This is a genomic window from Dinghuibacter sp., from assembly GCF_035492835.1.
GTDB lineage: Bacteria > Bacteroidota > Bacteroidia > Chitinophagales > Chitinophagaceae > Dinghuibacter.
Genome location: NZ_DATJIY010000139.1, coordinates 22408 through 36169 on the forward strand (window position 1 = coordinate 22408; position 13762 = coordinate 36169).

The following is a 13762-nucleotide window of genomic DNA, read 5'->3' on the forward strand; positions in this document are numbered from 1 at the left end:
TATCCAAATATAATCAATTTTCAGCCAGGAGGGTATCGATATAGTCGTTGAAGTCCTTCTGGAACGCCGCGTAATGTTCCCCGGTGCCCGGCCCCTCGAAACCGGCGGTAATGCGGCGGACGCGGCCGTGTTTGTCCAGGAAGAGGGTTGACGGGAACGCGTCGATGGCGTCCAGTTGCGGGAGCGTCTTGGCCGCCTTGTCGGGGTCGCCCACGGTCACGCCGGTGATCAGCATGGGGTACGTGACGTGAAAACGATTTTTAAAAGTCATCAAACCGGCACGGGAGCGCCGGAAGTCGGTAGAGCGCTCGTAGGCGAGTCCGACGACCTCGACGCCACGTTGGTGGTTGGCGCGGTACCAGGGGGAAAGAAAAGCGGTTTCGTCCATACAATTGGGACACCAGGAGCCCATGATCTGGATCACGACTACCTTGCCCCGGAAGCGGTCGTCCCGGATGGATACGAGGGTGCTGTCCAGGTCGGGGAAGCGGAAGCGCAGGTAGGCCGAGTCCTTGTTGACCAGGTGCGCTACGGCGGCGCCGGCCGGGAGGTTGGCCTGCGGATTCCAGGCGCCTTCCCAGGCGGCCGCGGGGGCTTTGTTGGAAAAGATGGCGCCGTGCAGGCTACGATCGGGACCGACGCGCGCGGTGAAGACAAAGGAGTGGTTGCCATCGAAGGTCGACACTTTGAGGGAGTCACCGGTGACGACGCCCTCCAGGTAGCGGTAGTCGCCCGATGGCGTGAGAAAGGTCCCGGTGACGTGGTTGCCGTCCTGGAAGAATTCGCCGACGGCGGTATCCATCGTGGCGCCCGCGGCGCTTATGAAGCGGACCGCATAACGTCCTTGCGCGTTTCTGGAGGCGGGTCCGCCGGTGAGGGCGAAGCGTTCTTCGTTGTTGGGCAGCGCGTAAAAGGGCATCACCAGCTCGCCTTCGGCCAAACGCCGGACGAATTCACCGGTGAGCCGGCCGTTTTTTTCGATACGCGCCCGGAAGGACGCCTCGAAGAAGGGCATATGGATCTGGAGGGAGTCACCCGTGAAGCGGATGTCGTCGACGAGCAGCCTTTCGGCGGCGTTGCGGACATACAGTATGGTTTTGCCCGCGGAGTCCTTGACCAGGAAATTGAAAACGATATTTTGCCCATCGGGTCGGACGATGTTCGCCTGCCACCAGCCGTGGTAGAAGACCGGTCTTCCCTGGGCGGAGGCGGCCGCCGTCAGGAGGAGGGCCAGCGCCATCAACGTTAACTTTCTCATACCGCAAAGTTAGGCCACGACACGGTATGAAAAAGGGCCACCCGTGATGGGCGGCCCTTTAGCCTATATGTTTGGTAGACTGCGTTATTGCCCGTCGTCGTCTCCGCCTTGCGAAGAGCCGGCGCCATTGAGGTCGTTCAGACCATACTGGTAGACGCCTTCAAAACCGGGATATATGCCCTCGATGTTGACGCTGGACTTACCGGCCAGGGCCGCCTTCAGCTGGTCGGTATTCACGATGTCCTTGCCATCCACGCGAAGGATGACGAAATTGTTCTTCATCATGGTCTGGTCGCTGATGATCCCGCGGCTGATGCCGGAGACTACGACCCCGCCCTTGACACCCAGTTGCTTGGCCTTCTTTTCGTCCAGGGTGGTGAGCTGGGCCCCCAGCTTGTCCAGGACGGTGGAGACGGTGATGTCCTCGGTGCCGATCTTGTTCTTCAGCGTGGCGTCGACCCTGTGTTCGCCACCGTCGCGCTTGAAGGTAATGGTGATCTTTTCACCGGGTTTGTACCGCGCGATCAGCCCCTGCAAGTCGGCGCCGCCGCTGATGGTGCTACCGTTGATTTTGGTAATGACGTCGCCCTTTTGGAGACCGGCGGCTTCAGCGGCGCCACCCTTGGTGACCGCGCTGATGAATACGCCGTCGACGTCGTCGCGGAGCCCCTGTTGCTTACGCTGTTCCGGCGTAAGCTCGTCGAGCTGCTGCTCGTTGGGATATTCGATGCCCAGGTAACCGCGTTGAACGGAGCCATAGGCGATGATGTCGTTGACCACCTTCTTGGCGATGTTGACCGGAATGGCGAAGGAGTACCCCGCGAAAGAACCGGTGGGGGAAGCGATGGCGGAGTTGATGCCGATCAGCTCACCCTTCGGGTTGATCAGGGCGCCCCCGCTGTTACCGGGGTTGACCGCGGCGTCGGTCTGGATAAAGGACTCGATCGCGGTGTTGGCGGCCTTGCGGGAGTTGATCCCCAGGGCGCGGGACTTGGCGCTGACGATCCCCGCGGTGACCGTGGTTTCCAGGGTGAAGGGATAGCCTACCGCCAGCACCCATTGGCCGATGTGCACGTCATCCGAGTTCCCATACAGGAGATAGGGGTAACCGTGCCCTTCGATCTTCAGCACCGCGATGTCGGTCGATGGGTCGCTGCCGACCACCTTTGCCTTTAATTGTTTCTTGTTGCTCAGCGTGACGTTCACTTCGTCCGCCCCGTCGATGACGTGGTTGTTGGTTACGATGTAGCCGTCTTCGCTGATGATGACCCCGGAGCCGGAGGCCTGCTGGCCCGGGATGTTCCGCTGCCGGAACATATCCCCGAAGGGATCGTCGTCGCCCAGCCCGAACAGCTCCGCAAACGGGTTGCGTTGCTGACGGGGCAGGTTGTTGGACACCTGCCGCGGGTTGGTGATGGTCTTGATATGCACGACCGCGGGGATGGCGGTATTGGCGGCCGTTTCAAAGTCTACAGGTTCTGCGGGACTGCCGTCCTTGTTAAAAAAGCCGGCATAGTTCACAGGCACCTTTCCCTGGCTGTCCTTCCAAACGTAGTTGTTACGTTGTTCGAATTTGGAGTACAGCCCCACACTTGCTACGGCCGTGGCCGCGCTGATCAATACTGTTGTAAGGATACCTTTCCAGTTCATGGTTGTTCGTTTTTGTCTTCTGTTGCTTGGATGGTGTAAAATTAACGAAGACTAGATAAGGGCCGATCTTAAAGCCTTTTGAATTAACAATTATTTAGGAAGGTCTTCGTAGATCGTGTGCTCCCTTTAAAGTTACGGAATCCGGGTCAAAAAGGCCAGGGTATCTACACCGTCGGCGTAATCGCCCAGCAGGGGTTTCTGGGCGGCGCCGAAGGGGAGGGCGCCATGTCCGGCTATGCATTGAATATCCGTGTTGCCCTCCAAAGACTCGCGCATCCGGGCCGGGGCGGCGGCATCATATTTGTAAAATTCGTAATATAATGTACCTATAGGGGAGAACAGTTCCTTTTGCTCCAACAATACGATGGAATCGTTGGTCATGTAGAAGCGGCTGTTCATGAGGTAGCTTGCCAGCTGGTAGTCGTAGTTATTCCGGTACTTGTGGTGGTCGAAGAACCAGGCGTACCGGCGCAGGGCATGTAGGAGGGGAAGGAAATCGTATCCCCCGGGTACATAGACCTTGGTCACGTTGCGGCAACCGAGCCCGAAGTACAGCTGGATGTCGTCGGCCAGCTGGTCCAGCTCCCCCGGCGTTTCGGTCCCGTCCAGAAGGGCGACCGAGGTGCGGTTGCGGCGGATGATGCTGGGATACCTTCCGAAATAGTATTCGAAATAACGGGAGCTGTTGCCCGAGCCCGTGGCGATATACGCGTCACAGCCTTTGAGCACTTCGGCGAAAACGATCGTTTCCTTCAGCCCCGGCGCCCATTCGGTCAGCCGGCCGACGAGGTGGGGGAGGAGCACGTTGTCCTTCGAGGACAGCTTGATCGTTTGGCGGTGACCGCTGACGAAGACGCAAAGGAAGTCGTGGAAGCCGACCAGCGGGATATTGCCCGCCATGACGACGCCTACGTTGCGTGGGTTCACCGTTTCTGCGGCCCACGCTTCCAGCAGCGCGGGTTGGAGATATTGCCTCACGATGTTGTCTACCGACTGTTCTATGAAGGCCGGAACAAACCAGGGGTTGAGGGCAAACGCCCGTTCTTTCGCGGAAACCCAGGCGGGATCGGCCGATGCCATGTAGTCCCCCAGCCGCCCGAGCATTTCAATTCTTTGTCGTAAATTCACTGAGCTTGCCTATTTTTGTCCAGCAAAAATAACTGATTGTATGGCAATTAAAATTACCGAAGAGTGCATCAACTGCGGGGCCTGCGAGCCTGAATGCCCAAACAATGCGATTTACGAGGGCGGCGTGGAATGGGCCATTTCGGACGGTACCACTGTAAAGGGCAGCTACCAGCTGATGGATGGCGCCAGCGTGGACGCTTCCCAGCGTTTCGCGCCCATCAGCGTCGATACGTATTACATCGTTCCCAATAAATGCACGGAGTGCCAGGGCTTCCACGAAGAGCCCCAGTGCGCGGCGGTTTGCCCCGTGGACTGCTGCGTTCCCGACGAAATGTACCGGGAAACGGTAGAAGAGCTGCTGTCCAAGAAAGAGCGGCTGCACATATGAGGCGTACCATAGCTTTTGTCACCGGCGGTTATTCCGGGGAATCGGAGATTTCCTACAAAAGCGCCGTCACGATCTCGGCCAACATCGACCGGGAGAAGTACGAAGCGTATACCATCGATATCCGTACGGATGGCTGGTGGTACGGCGACCAGCCCGTGGATAAGAACGACTTTTCCATCGTTGCGGACGGGCGCAAGGTCCATTTCGACGCGGTTTTGATCGGTATCCACGGTACCCCCGGCGAAGACGGCAAGCTCCAGGGTTATTTCGACATGCTCGGACTCCCGTATACTTCCTGCGACGCCGCGACGTCCGCCCTGACCTTCAACAAGCGGTTTACCGTTGCGGTGGCGGGCATGGGCGGCATACACGTCGCCCGTTCGGTGCTCCTGGTCGAGGACCGCTTCCCGAGCCCGGAGCAACAAGTCGCGGGTCTTCGGTTCCCCGTTTTTGTCAAACCCAACAACGGGGGGTCGAGCATAGCCACGTCAAAAGTGATGACGCCTTCCGAAGAATTAGGCACGGCAATTGAAAAGGCTTTTGGGGTCGATACCCAGGTCCTCGTCGAGGAATTCATCGAGGGCAGGGAATTGACCGTGGGCGTTTTCCGTCGACAGGGGGATATCGTTACCCTGCCGATCACGGAGATCCGGTCCAAAAACGCCTTTTTCGATTTCGAGGCGAAATACCTCGGTGCCAGCGAGGAGATCACGCCCGCGGACGTACCCCAGGAATGGGCGGATAAGGTGAGGGCCGCCGCGAAAAAGATATATGCCCTGCTGAATTGTCGCGGCATCGTGCGGATCGATTTCATCTACAACGAGCCGGTGAACGAGCCCTTTTTCCTGGAGGTGAATACCGTGCCCGGTCAGAGCGAGGCCAGCATAGTGCCCCAGCAGGTTAAGGCGGCGGGATGGACGCTGAAAGAATTTTATTCCTTTTTGATAGACGAAGCCCTGGCTAGTCGGCGTTAACAAAAACAAACTCTCAGTGTTCCGATTCATCACGCACCGTTCCTTTTGGGCAAACCTCCTGGCCGTAGTGGTCATAGCCGTGGTCCTGCTGCTCACTTTTATCGTCCTGTTGCGCAGCTTTACCCGCCACAATGAAACGGTAAAGGTCCCCTCCGTCAAGGGAATGGATATAGAAGCCGCTACGCGTACCCTTAAAACCTCCGGTCTCGACGTCTCAGTGGAAGATTCCGCCTATAGGGATAACCTGCCGAAATTGTCGATTGTCTGGCAAAGCCCGGACGCGGGCGACGAAGTCAAGAAGGGCCGTACCGTCTACCTGACCATCAACCGGGCCATCCCGCCGATGATCGAGCTCCCCAACCTGATAGGGTTGCAGTTCAAGTTTGCCCAAAGCAGCCTGGAAGGATACGGTTTGAAAATGGGCGACACGAGCTATAAGCCCGACTTCGCCCGGAACACGGTGCTGGATATGCTCGTGGGGGGACAGTCTGCCAAGGCGGGCGCGAAGATTCCCATGGGAACGGAAGTGTCGCTGGTGCTCGGAGAAGGCATCGCGGAGACCCAGATACAGGTCCCCGACCTCTTCGGGATGCGTCTGTCGGACGCCCGGGTCGTGCTGGAAGCCAACGGGCTGGCCATGGGTTCGGTGGTGCCCGATGCCGATGTGACGGACACCTCCGCCGGTTTTATCTACCGGCAGAACCCGACGCCGACCTCCGGCGACGGTATCATCAACGTTATCCATTCGGGGCAGACCATCGACGTCTATGTGAGCCGTCAGCTACCCGAACGAAAGGATTCGACACAAACACAACAGTAAACCCAGCCGCCCGAGGGACGGCCCAAACGATAAAGGTTATGCAGACTATTTCACCTCAGGAGCTCAAGGCCCGCATGGACGCGGGTGAACAGCTGAATATACTGGACGTGCGCGAGCCCGCCGAGCACGCCGAATTCAATATCGGGGGCACTCTCTATCCCCTGGGCCGTATCCGTTCCATGGATACGGACGAGATCGAGGACCTCAAGGACAAGGAAGTAATCGTCTATTGCCGGAGCGGTAACCGCAGCGGACAGGCGACGATGTTCCTGGAGCAGATGGGTTTCGAAAACGTCAAGAACCTGGTTGGCGGAATGCTGGCCTGGCAGGACCTGTACGGTCTGGCGTAGCCGCAGGAACAGGGTAGCCGGCACCGGGGCGGCGCCGGCTACCCTTCGGCGGCGATGTCGGCCACGGTCTTTTTCTCGAGGATCTTCAGCGCGGAATCGCGCACCGAGCTCATCACGCCGTTAAGCCCGCAGTTCTTCTCGTCGCAGTTCTTGCATTTTTCGTAGAAGTTGAGGCTGACGCATGGGAGCAACGCGATGGGGCCGTCGAGCGTACGCATGACGTAGGAGAGCTTTATCTTTTTGGGGGATTCCTTGAAAAAATAGCCTCCTCCCTTCCCCTTTTTGCTGTCGAGGACGCCGGCGTTCTTCAACTCCAGCAGGATATTTTCCAGGAATTTCAGGGGTATCTTTTTCTTCTTGGCGATCTCGGCGATCAAAACGGGCTCGTTCTCCTCCTTCTGTGCGAGGTACATCAGCGCCTGGAAAGCATATTGGGTCTTCTTGGATAACATGCGTTAGTTGAATAACGCACAAAGGTATGGAAAATTAGTGGATTAATCAGAGACCCAAGACCTGCTTCATAGTATATATGCCCTTTTTGCCATATATATATTCGGCGGCCAGGAGCGCTCCCAGGGCAAACCCTTTTCGGTTATGGGCGGTGTGGGTTATCTCGATGTCGTCTATATCCGAGGTATAACGCACCTTGTGGGTACCGGGAGCGGGATCGATCCGCTCGCTGAGTATCTCCAGCTCCTCCGGGTGGTCGCTGAGGTGGTTGACCCAGTCTTTTTTCCGGTCCAGCACACCCAGTATGCCTTCGGCCAGGGTGATCGCGGTCCCGCTGGGGGCGTCCCGTTTGGCGGTATGGTGGATCTCGGTCAGGCTGACCTCGTATTCGGGGTGCGTATTCATCAGCTCCGCCAGCCGTTGGTTGAGCGCAAAAAAGATATTGACGCCCACGCTGAAGTTGCTGGCGTACAGCAACGCGCCGTTTTGGGCTTCACAGGCGGCTTTGATCCTGCTCCACTGGTCGAGCCAGCCGGTGGACCCGCAGACGACGGGTATGCCTGCCTCCAGGCAAAGCAGGAGGTTTTCCGGGGCGGAGTCGGGTCCGGTGAACTCAATGGCTACGTCCGCCTGGCGAAGCTGTTCCACGGTCAAAGAAGCGCGGTTGTGTTCGTCGATCTTGAGCACGGCCTGGTGTCCGCGATCGGGCATAAGGCTTTCGATGGCTTTACCCATTTTGCCATAACCGATAAGGGCGATATTCATTTGGAGGCGAAGATTGGATTCGTTAACAAAGGCAGGGGACGGAACTTCTTCCGGTGTATGTCAAGGATGAGCGACAAACCCGCGATGCCGCCGGTGCTGGCGCTTTTGGGCTCGAGCGACAGGGTCAGCCTGTCCGTCACGTCGAATTCGTGCAGGTGCGCATCCACCGTCGCGTCGATGACGTTCAGCCCCCACATCAGGATGAAGGCAAGGACGGAATAGTCTACGTTCTGGCGGGCTTCGTTGCGGGCGAACTGTACGTCCTGCGGGCTGTACAGGAGAAAGGTGGTATCTATGGTCCGGATCTGGGAAGAGTCCCCGTTCTGCAATTCGGTCAACACGGTGTAGGCGTGACGGAGCTGCTTGTATTGCTTGATGTTGTAGTTGAAGATCAGGGCTATTGTAACCAGCCCGCCGTAAACGATGGGTACTTTCCAGTATTTGTGGTTGTAGACCTGACCCCAGCCCGGGATGATGGCGGAACGGATGGTTGCCTTTTGCGGGTCGCGGTGGTGCTTGGTCTCGTAGTCCGAGGTGTCTTCCTTCGGACGCTGGATCTGTACGCTGTCGATCCGTACGATCTGGGCGCGGGTAAACACCGACAGTGACAGCGCCAGCAACAGCAACGAAATGTTTTTAAACCTTGACATGCATCTTCTCCAGGATAGCATTCAACTCCTGGATGGAATAATATTCCAACGTGACGGAGCCGTGCCCTTTTTTGTTGTGATTGAGTTTAGCCTTTGTCCCGAAATGGGAGGCTAAGTTATCCTCTATCTTTTTAAAAGCGGCAGGGAGCGTATTTTTTGTTGCATTTTTAACAGCCGTCGAGCCGGGGCGGTAGAGCTTGCGCACCAGCTCCTCGGTTTGCCGTACGGACAGGTGACGGTTCTTGATCTCACCGAAGATGTAGAGCTGTTTGTCCACCTCGTCTACGTTGATCAGCGCGCGCGCGTGCCCCATGGTGAGGCTGCCGTTGCGGACGGCGACCTGGATGTCGGGGGGGAGCTTCAGCAGCCTGAGGTAGTTCGTGATGGTGCTGCGTTCCTTGCCCATCCTTTCCGCCACCTGCTCCTGGGTCTGTTCGAGCTCCTCCATGAGGCGCTTGTAGCTGAGGGCGATCTCGATGGCGTTGAGGTTTTCCCGTTGCAGGTTTTCCAGCAAGGCCAGCTCGAGCAGCTCGTTGTCATTTGCCTGGCGGATATAGGCCGGCATATCCGTCAGGCCGGCCATCTTAGCCGCGCGGAAACGGCGTTCCCCGGCCACGAGCCGGAATTTACCGTCCGGGAGCCGGGAGACCGTGATGGGTTGGATGATGTCGTGTATACGGATCGAGGACGCCAGTTCGGCGAGCGCCTGTTCGTCGAAGTCACGCCTCGGTTGTTTGGGGTTGACCGAGATCTGGTCCAAAGCGATCCTGTTGGATCCGGTGGCCGCCTCCACTGCCGAACTCTTCAAAGTACCCGCCGTCGTCTTGAGGTCCTGGTCGATATTCTGCAGGAGCGAGCGGATACCCTTTCCCAGGGCCTCTTTCTTGTTAGGACTTGTCATGTTGCACTTCTGTCAGGACTCTGTTTTCCTGTTTTATTTTGGTAAGGTTGTTCTTCTGTAGGATTTCCTTGGCGAGGTTCAGGTAGTTAAGCGTGCCCTTGCTTTCCGCGTCGTACAGGATGACAGGCTTGCCAAAGCTGGGCGCCTCGCTGAGGCGGGTATTGCGGTGCACGATGGATTCGAAAACCAGCTCTTCGAAGTGGCGGCGTACTTCGCTGACGACCTGGTTGCACAGCCGCAGCCGGCCGTCGTACATGGTCATAAGTATACCTTCTATGGCGAGCTCCGTGTTCAGCCGGTTCTGGACGATTTTTATGGTGTTGAGCAGCTTGCCCAGACCTTCCAGGGCGAAGAACTCGCACTGCACCGGCACGATCACGCTGTCCGAGGCGGTCAGGGCGTTGACCGTGATCAGACCCAGCGAAGGGGAGCAGTCGATGATGATGATGTCGTATTCGTCCTTGATCGGTTCGAGGATCGCCTTGAGCACGGTCTCCCGCTGCGGGTGGTTGATCATTTCGATCTCCGCCCCGACCAGGTCTATGTGCGAAGGCACCACATCCAGGTATTCGATATCGCTCCGCAGGATGACGTCCTTCACTTTTGTCTCATTGACCATACAATCGTACAGGCTCTGCGTGATGTTGTGAAGGTCGAATCCCACGCCCGTGGTGCTGTTGGCCTGCGGGTCGGCGTCGACCAGCAGGGTCTTGTACTCCAGCACCGCGAAACTGGCGGCCAGGTTGATGGCGGTCGTCGTTTTTCCGACACCCCCCTTTTGATTGGCAATTCCGATGATTCTGCCCATGCTGTTTATAATTTTATCGTCTCTCCGACGGCGGGTAGCTTCAGGTCAATACCGGCTTTTGTAAAGGTCGACCTGGCTGACTCCTTATCCAATTTTATAAATCCGAACGTGTCATAGTGTACGCCGACTACCGTTTTGGTCTTGACCATACGCGCCACGGCTACGGCATCCTCGGGGCCCATGGTCAGGTTATCGCCTATGGGGAGCACCGCGAAATCGGGCGTCACCCAATCGGGGATGAGCTGCATATCCAGGGTCACGGCGGTGTCACCGCTGTAGTAAAAGTTGCCTTCATCGGTTTTGAAGACGAACCCTACCGGGTTGCCGGCATAGGAGCCGTCGGGGAAGCTGCTCGAGTGCTGGGCGACCACGGCCTTGACGGTACCGAAGTCGAAGGTCCATTTGCCGCCGGTGTTCATGGGGTGCGCATTCTGGATGCCTTGCTGCTGTAGCCATACGAAAATCTCATAGACCGCCACGACCGTGGCGCCGGTCCTTTTGGCAATGCTCACGGCGTCCCCGATGTGGTCTCCGTGTCCATGGCTCAGGAATATATAGTCTGCCTCCAACGTGTTCGGATCCACCTTGCCTTCAGCCAGCGGATTACCCGTTATGAAGGGGTCAAACAAAATCTTCTTTCCCTTGATGACTACCTGGAAAGCGGCGTGTCCGTAAAATGTAAGATTCATATATGTGAAAAGTTGGTTGGGGCTGCAATTGAGCCTGCTGAATCGCCAAAAATACGTTTTCACGGCAAAAATAGACAACAAATCTCCGGTATGTGCGTAATTTGCGTTGAATCATATGCTGTATACCATTATTTCAGGTACCAACAGAAAGGACAGCAATACGTTAAAGATAGCGGAGGTCTACCAGGAGCTGTTGAAAGAACAGGGAATCGAGGCGCTGCTGCTCTCACTGGTCGGTCTCAATACCCTGGAACGTACCGCGGAGCTGAAGGATGTGGAAAAAAAGTACCTCGTTCCGGCATCGAAATTTGTTTTTGTCGTTCCGGAGTACAATGGAAGTTACCCCGGCGTCCTGAAGGCCCTGATGGATAATTCCGACATCGAAAAGGCCTGGTGGGGGAAAAAGGCCCTGCTGACCGGCGTATCGGTCGGCCGGGCGGGTAACCTGAGGGGATTGGAGCACCTGACCGGCGTGTTGCATTACCTGAAGATGACGGTATACCACGATAAATTGCCCATCTCGGTGGTCAACCGCCTTTTGGACGAGCAAGGGAAACTGACCGATCCGGCAACCCTGAAGGTAGTCCGTAAACAGTTGGATGATTTTATAGCCTTTTAGATATGTTACAAGGTCGTACGGTTTGGATAGTCATCGCGCTGATGTTGCTCCTGGACGCCTATGTTTTCCAGGTGGTTCGTTTTCTGACCAGCCAATCGGGGCCCAGGACCAGGCTGGGCGTTGGGATCGCCTATTGGGTCGTGGCGCTTGCCGTGGTCTTTTGTATCTCCATCCTTCCCTCCATAACCTCCAACGTCCTCCGCAGCTACCTGATGGCCATTATCCTGGGGCTATTCCTGGCCAAGCTGCTGGCCTGTCTGTTCTTCCTGGCGGACGACTTCCGGCGGCTGATCCAATGGATGGTGGGAAAACTGTTTTTCCATAAGACCGAAGGGGAAGCCGTGGCGGGTGAGCAGGTAAGCCGGTCCGCCTTCGTTAGCTGGCTGGGGATGGCCGTGGGCGGTACCCTTTTCGGGACGCTGGTCTATGGGTTCCGCAACAAGTACAACTACCATATCCGTCGCGTTACTTTGTCCTACCCTAACCTGCCGGCGGGTTTCGAGGGGTTCCGTTTTGTTCAATTGTCCGATATCCATTCCGGGAGCTTTAACGATATGGCCGCGGTCGAGCACGGTATCGACCTGATCCTCAACGAGCGTCCGGATTGTATCCTGTTCACGGGTGATATAGTTAATAACAAGGCGGTGGAAATGGAGCCCTACCGCCACGTATTTGCCCGGTTAAAGGCCCCGATGGGGGTATATTCGACCCTGGGGAACCACGACTATGGCGATTATGACTGGTGGCCCTCGGCGGAGGCCAAACAGGCCAACCTCGACCGGATCAAGGCTATACACGGGGAGATGGGCTGGCGGCTGCTGATGAATGAGCACGTAGCCCTCCGCCGGGGAGGGGACGAGATCGCGCTGATCGGGATCGAAAACTGGAGCGCCAAGGCCCGTTTTCCAAAGTACGGGCGGATGGACCAAGCGTATCCCGGCGCAGAGCGTTATCCCTTTAAGATCCTGATGAGCCATGACCCGTCGCATTGGGATGCCCAGGTGCGGCCGGCCTATCCGGATATAGACCTGACCCTGTCGGGACACACACACGGAATGCAGTTTGGCATAGAAATCCCGGGTTTTAAGTGGAGCCCCGTGGAATATGTATATAAAGAATGGGCGGGTTTATACGAACAAGGCGCGCAAAAGCTGTATGTTAACAGGGGATTCGGTTTCCTGGGTTACCCGGGCAGGGTGGGCATACTCCCCGAGATTACCGTTTTTGAACTACAAAAGAGTGTATGAGGTTTTGGTGGATCAGTGGATTATTTATCCTGGGCTGCACGTCCCGGGGCCTTGCACAGACGGCTGATACGGTTTCCCCGTACACGGCGGCCTATGCGGACTCCCTTGTGACGGACGACAGCGTGATAAAAGACCTGAACGCCTTCATCGATTCCCTCTCCCGACCCAAAACCCTGCTGGCGGTCGAATTGGGCACGGGGAACGGTTTTTTCACCACCAAAAGCGCCACCGCGGCCACCGGGTACGTCACCAAGACATTTTTTACGCCAAGCGTTACCTATCTCCACAAGAGCGGGCTAGGGATCTCGGGCTCCGTTTACGCCACGACGGACCAGGGCCGGATGACGGTATACCAGGGCGCCATTTCGCCGTCCTACGAGATCGCACGCCGTAGCTGGGAGGCGGGTATTTCCTATACGCGGTATTTCAATAAGGATTCCTTATCTTTTGGCGTGAACCCCCTACGCAACGACCTTTACCTCTACGGGGTGCTCAAGAAGTTCTGGCTGGAGCCAGGTCTGGCGTTCGACTGGTCGTTCGACGCCTTCCGCTACGACGTGCAGACCGTCGCCGGGTATATCACCGATGCCTCGTCGGTTACACGCGTCCATGCACACACCCTGGCCGGCGTCTTCACCCTGCAGCACGACTTTGAATGGTTCGGCGTGGTAACCAAGGACGACCACCTCGGGTTCACGCCGACGGTCATGACCCTGGCGGACGCTGCCAACTATGATATCTCGATTCCCAACCGGTTGAAAACCGGGAATACAACGGGTGGCCGGGGGCAAAAGGACCAATATATAGGGCGGCCCAACATGTACCACGAGGAAACCTCGGGCACGCCGCCGCCGCTTCCCACCTCGTTCAAGGAATCCATTCCCTGGGCCTTCGAGTCCACGGGCGTCCTGCTGAATGGCGTATATACCTACAAACACTTCCTTGTATCCTCCCAGGTTTTGGCGACGTATTTCATAAACGCCAGCCCGGGCGTGTCGTCCTACCGGATTTCCTATCTGCTCAGCGTGGGTTTGGTGTACTAATTACGCGCCCGGTACGTTTTAT

At 57.0% G+C, this 13762-nt stretch carries 16 protein-coding genes; 7 read left to right on the top strand and 9 right to left on the bottom strand.

From position 1 onward, the window contains the following. Positions 1 to 13 precede the first annotated feature (13 nt). The 3 genes from VL547_RS12920 to VL547_RS12930 all read right to left on the bottom strand — a co-directional run bounded on the left by VL547_RS12920 (position 14) and on the right by VL547_RS12930 (position 4036). Positions 14 to 1258: a TlpA disulfide reductase family protein gene (locus tag VL547_RS12920; RefSeq protein ID WP_325578360.1), complete on the bottom strand. Its 1245-nt coding sequence runs from the start codon at positions 1256 to 1258 to the stop codon at positions 14 to 16. A gap of 84 nt (positions 1259 to 1342) precedes the next feature. Then, positions 1343 to 2908 carry a S1C family serine protease gene (locus tag VL547_RS12925; protein WP_325578362.1) on the bottom strand — a complete coding sequence of 522 codons (1566 nt, stop codon included), beginning with the start codon at positions 2906 to 2908 and terminating at the stop codon, positions 1343 to 1345. Between the two features lie 132 nt (positions 2909 to 3040). Beyond that, the gene (locus VL547_RS12930) at positions 3041 to 4036 is read right to left on the bottom strand and encodes an acyl-CoA reductase (RefSeq protein ID WP_325578364.1); all 996 of its coding nucleotides are present in this window, start codon (positions 4034 to 4036) and stop codon (positions 3041 to 3043) included. 40 nt (positions 4037 to 4076) lie between these two features. Here VL547_RS12930 and VL547_RS12935 point away from each other — a divergent pair, with 40 nt between their 5' ends. Genes VL547_RS12935 through VL547_RS12950 form a run of 4 tightly spaced genes read left to right on the top strand, consistent with a single transcriptional unit; the run spans position 4077 to position 6568 of the window. Continuing rightward, entirely contained in the window at positions 4077 to 4424 is a 348-nt protein-coding gene (locus tag VL547_RS12935) for a 4Fe-4S dicluster domain-containing protein (RefSeq protein ID WP_325578366.1), read from the top strand. Further along, positions 4421 to 5398: a D-alanine--D-alanine ligase gene (locus VL547_RS12940; protein ID WP_325578368.1), complete on the top strand. Its 978-nt coding sequence runs from the start codon at positions 4421 to 4423 to the stop codon at positions 5396 to 5398. Before VL547_RS12935 ends, VL547_RS12940 begins: the two co-directional genes overlap by 4 nt. Before the next feature lie 16 nt (positions 5399 to 5414). Continuing rightward, on the top strand, positions 5415 to 6218 hold the full coding sequence (locus tag VL547_RS12945) for a PASTA domain-containing protein (RefSeq protein ID WP_325578370.1): 804 nt from the start codon (positions 5415 to 5417) through the stop codon (positions 6216 to 6218). Positions 6219 to 6256: 38 nt separating this feature from the next. Continuing rightward, on the top strand, positions 6257 to 6568 hold the full coding sequence (locus VL547_RS12950) for a rhodanese-like domain-containing protein (RefSeq protein WP_325578372.1): 312 nt from the start codon (positions 6257 to 6259) through the stop codon (positions 6566 to 6568). Between the two features lie 38 nt (positions 6569 to 6606). On the opposite strand, the gene VL547_RS12955 is transcribed toward VL547_RS12950, so the two are convergent. From VL547_RS12955 to VL547_RS12980, 6 genes are read right to left on the bottom strand one after another with little or no spacing between them, the layout of a single operon-like run. Then, positions 6607 to 7020, bottom strand: coding sequence for an Rrf2 family transcriptional regulator (locus VL547_RS12955; protein ID WP_325578378.1), 414 nt, complete (start codon positions 7018 to 7020; stop codon positions 6607 to 6609). 46 nt (positions 7021 to 7066) lie between these two features. Then, positions 7067 to 7783 carry a 4-hydroxy-tetrahydrodipicolinate reductase gene (gene dapB, locus VL547_RS12960; protein ID WP_325578380.1) on the bottom strand — a complete coding sequence of 239 codons (717 nt, stop codon included), beginning with the start codon at positions 7781 to 7783 and terminating at the stop codon, positions 7067 to 7069. Then, a complete protein-coding gene (locus VL547_RS12965) occupies positions 7780 to 8433 on the bottom strand; it encodes a DUF5683 domain-containing protein (protein WP_325578382.1) in 654 nt (217 codons plus the stop codon). The genes dapB and VL547_RS12965 overlap by 4 nt, the downstream gene beginning before the upstream one ends. Then, positions 8420 to 9334: a ParB/RepB/Spo0J family partition protein gene (locus tag VL547_RS12970; protein WP_325578384.1), complete on the bottom strand. Its 915-nt coding sequence runs from the start codon at positions 9332 to 9334 to the stop codon at positions 8420 to 8422. The genes VL547_RS12965 and VL547_RS12970 overlap by 14 nt, the downstream gene beginning before the upstream one ends. Then, positions 9321 to 10142, bottom strand: a complete 822-nt coding sequence (locus VL547_RS12975) for an AAA family ATPase (protein WP_325578386.1) — start codon at positions 10140 to 10142, stop codon at positions 9321 to 9323. The genes VL547_RS12970 and VL547_RS12975 overlap by 14 nt, the downstream gene beginning before the upstream one ends. 5 nt (positions 10143 to 10147) lie before the next feature. Then, complete coding sequence (locus tag VL547_RS12980) at positions 10148 to 10831, bottom strand: metal-dependent hydrolase (protein ID WP_325578388.1); 684 nt, start codon at positions 10829 to 10831, stop codon at positions 10148 to 10150. Between the two features lie 115 nt (positions 10832 to 10946). On the opposite strand from VL547_RS12980, the gene VL547_RS12985 reads away from it, so the two are divergent. The 3 genes from VL547_RS12985 to VL547_RS12995 are packed head-to-tail and all read left to right on the top strand — an operon-like array spanning position 10947 to position 13740. Next, positions 10947 to 11450 carry an NAD(P)H-dependent oxidoreductase gene (locus VL547_RS12985; RefSeq protein ID WP_325578390.1) on the top strand — a complete coding sequence of 168 codons (504 nt, stop codon included), beginning with the start codon at positions 10947 to 10949 and terminating at the stop codon, positions 11448 to 11450. Positions 11451 to 11452: 2 nt separating this feature from the next. Further along, on the top strand, positions 11453 to 12697 hold the full coding sequence (locus VL547_RS12990; RefSeq protein WP_325578392.1) for a metallophosphoesterase: 1245 nt from the start codon (positions 11453 to 11455) through the stop codon (positions 12695 to 12697). Continuing rightward, a complete protein-coding gene (locus tag VL547_RS12995) occupies positions 12694 to 13740 on the top strand; it encodes a hypothetical protein (RefSeq protein ID WP_325578394.1) in 1047 nt (348 codons plus the stop codon). The genes VL547_RS12990 and VL547_RS12995 overlap by 4 nt, the downstream gene beginning before the upstream one ends. The last annotated feature ends 22 nt before the right edge of the window (positions 13741 to 13762 follow it).

Excerpts from the sequence above, each read along its gene's own strand:
- VL547_RS12920 (WP_325578360.1), bottom strand. The coding sequence starts at position 1,258 with ATGAGAAAGTTAACGTTGATGGCGCTGGCCCTCCTCCTGACGGCGGCC.
- VL547_RS12925 (WP_325578362.1), bottom strand. The coding sequence starts at position 2,908 with ATGAACTGGAAAGGTATCCTTACAACAGTATTGATCAGCGCGGCCACG.
- VL547_RS12935 (WP_325578366.1), top strand. The coding sequence starts at position 4,077 with ATGGCAATTAAAATTACCGAAGAGTGCATCAACTGCGGGGCCTGCGAG.
- VL547_RS12940 (WP_325578368.1), top strand. The coding sequence starts at position 4,421 with ATGAGGCGTACCATAGCTTTTGTCACCGGCGGTTATTCCGGGGAATCG.
- VL547_RS12950 (WP_325578372.1), top strand. The coding sequence starts at position 6,257 with ATGCAGACTATTTCACCTCAGGAGCTCAAGGCCCGCATGGACGCGGGT.
- VL547_RS12955 (WP_325578378.1), bottom strand. The coding sequence starts at position 7,020 with ATGTTATCCAAGAAGACCCAATATGCTTTCCAGGCGCTGATGTACCTC.
- dapB (WP_325578380.1), bottom strand. The coding sequence starts at position 7,783 with ATGAATATCGCCCTTATCGGTTATGGCAAAATGGGTAAAGCCATCGAA.
- VL547_RS12965 (WP_325578382.1), bottom strand. The coding sequence starts at position 8,433 with ATGTCAAGGTTTAAAAACATTTCGTTGCTGTTGCTGGCGCTGTCACTG.
- VL547_RS12970 (WP_325578384.1), bottom strand. The coding sequence starts at position 9,334 with ATGACAAGTCCTAACAAGAAAGAGGCCCTGGGAAAGGGTATCCGCTCG.
- VL547_RS12975 (WP_325578386.1), bottom strand. The coding sequence starts at position 10,142 with ATGGGCAGAATCATCGGAATTGCCAATCAAAAGGGGGGTGTCGGAAAA.
- VL547_RS12980 (WP_325578388.1), bottom strand. The coding sequence starts at position 10,831 with ATGAATCTTACATTTTACGGACACGCCGCTTTCCAGGTAGTCATCAAG.
- VL547_RS12985 (WP_325578390.1), top strand. The coding sequence starts at position 10,947 with ATGCTGTATACCATTATTTCAGGTACCAACAGAAAGGACAGCAATACG.
- VL547_RS12990 (WP_325578392.1), top strand. The coding sequence starts at position 11,453 with ATGTTACAAGGTCGTACGGTTTGGATAGTCATCGCGCTGATGTTGCTC.
- VL547_RS12995 (WP_325578394.1), top strand. The coding sequence starts at position 12,694 with ATGAGGTTTTGGTGGATCAGTGGATTATTTATCCTGGGCTGCACGTCC.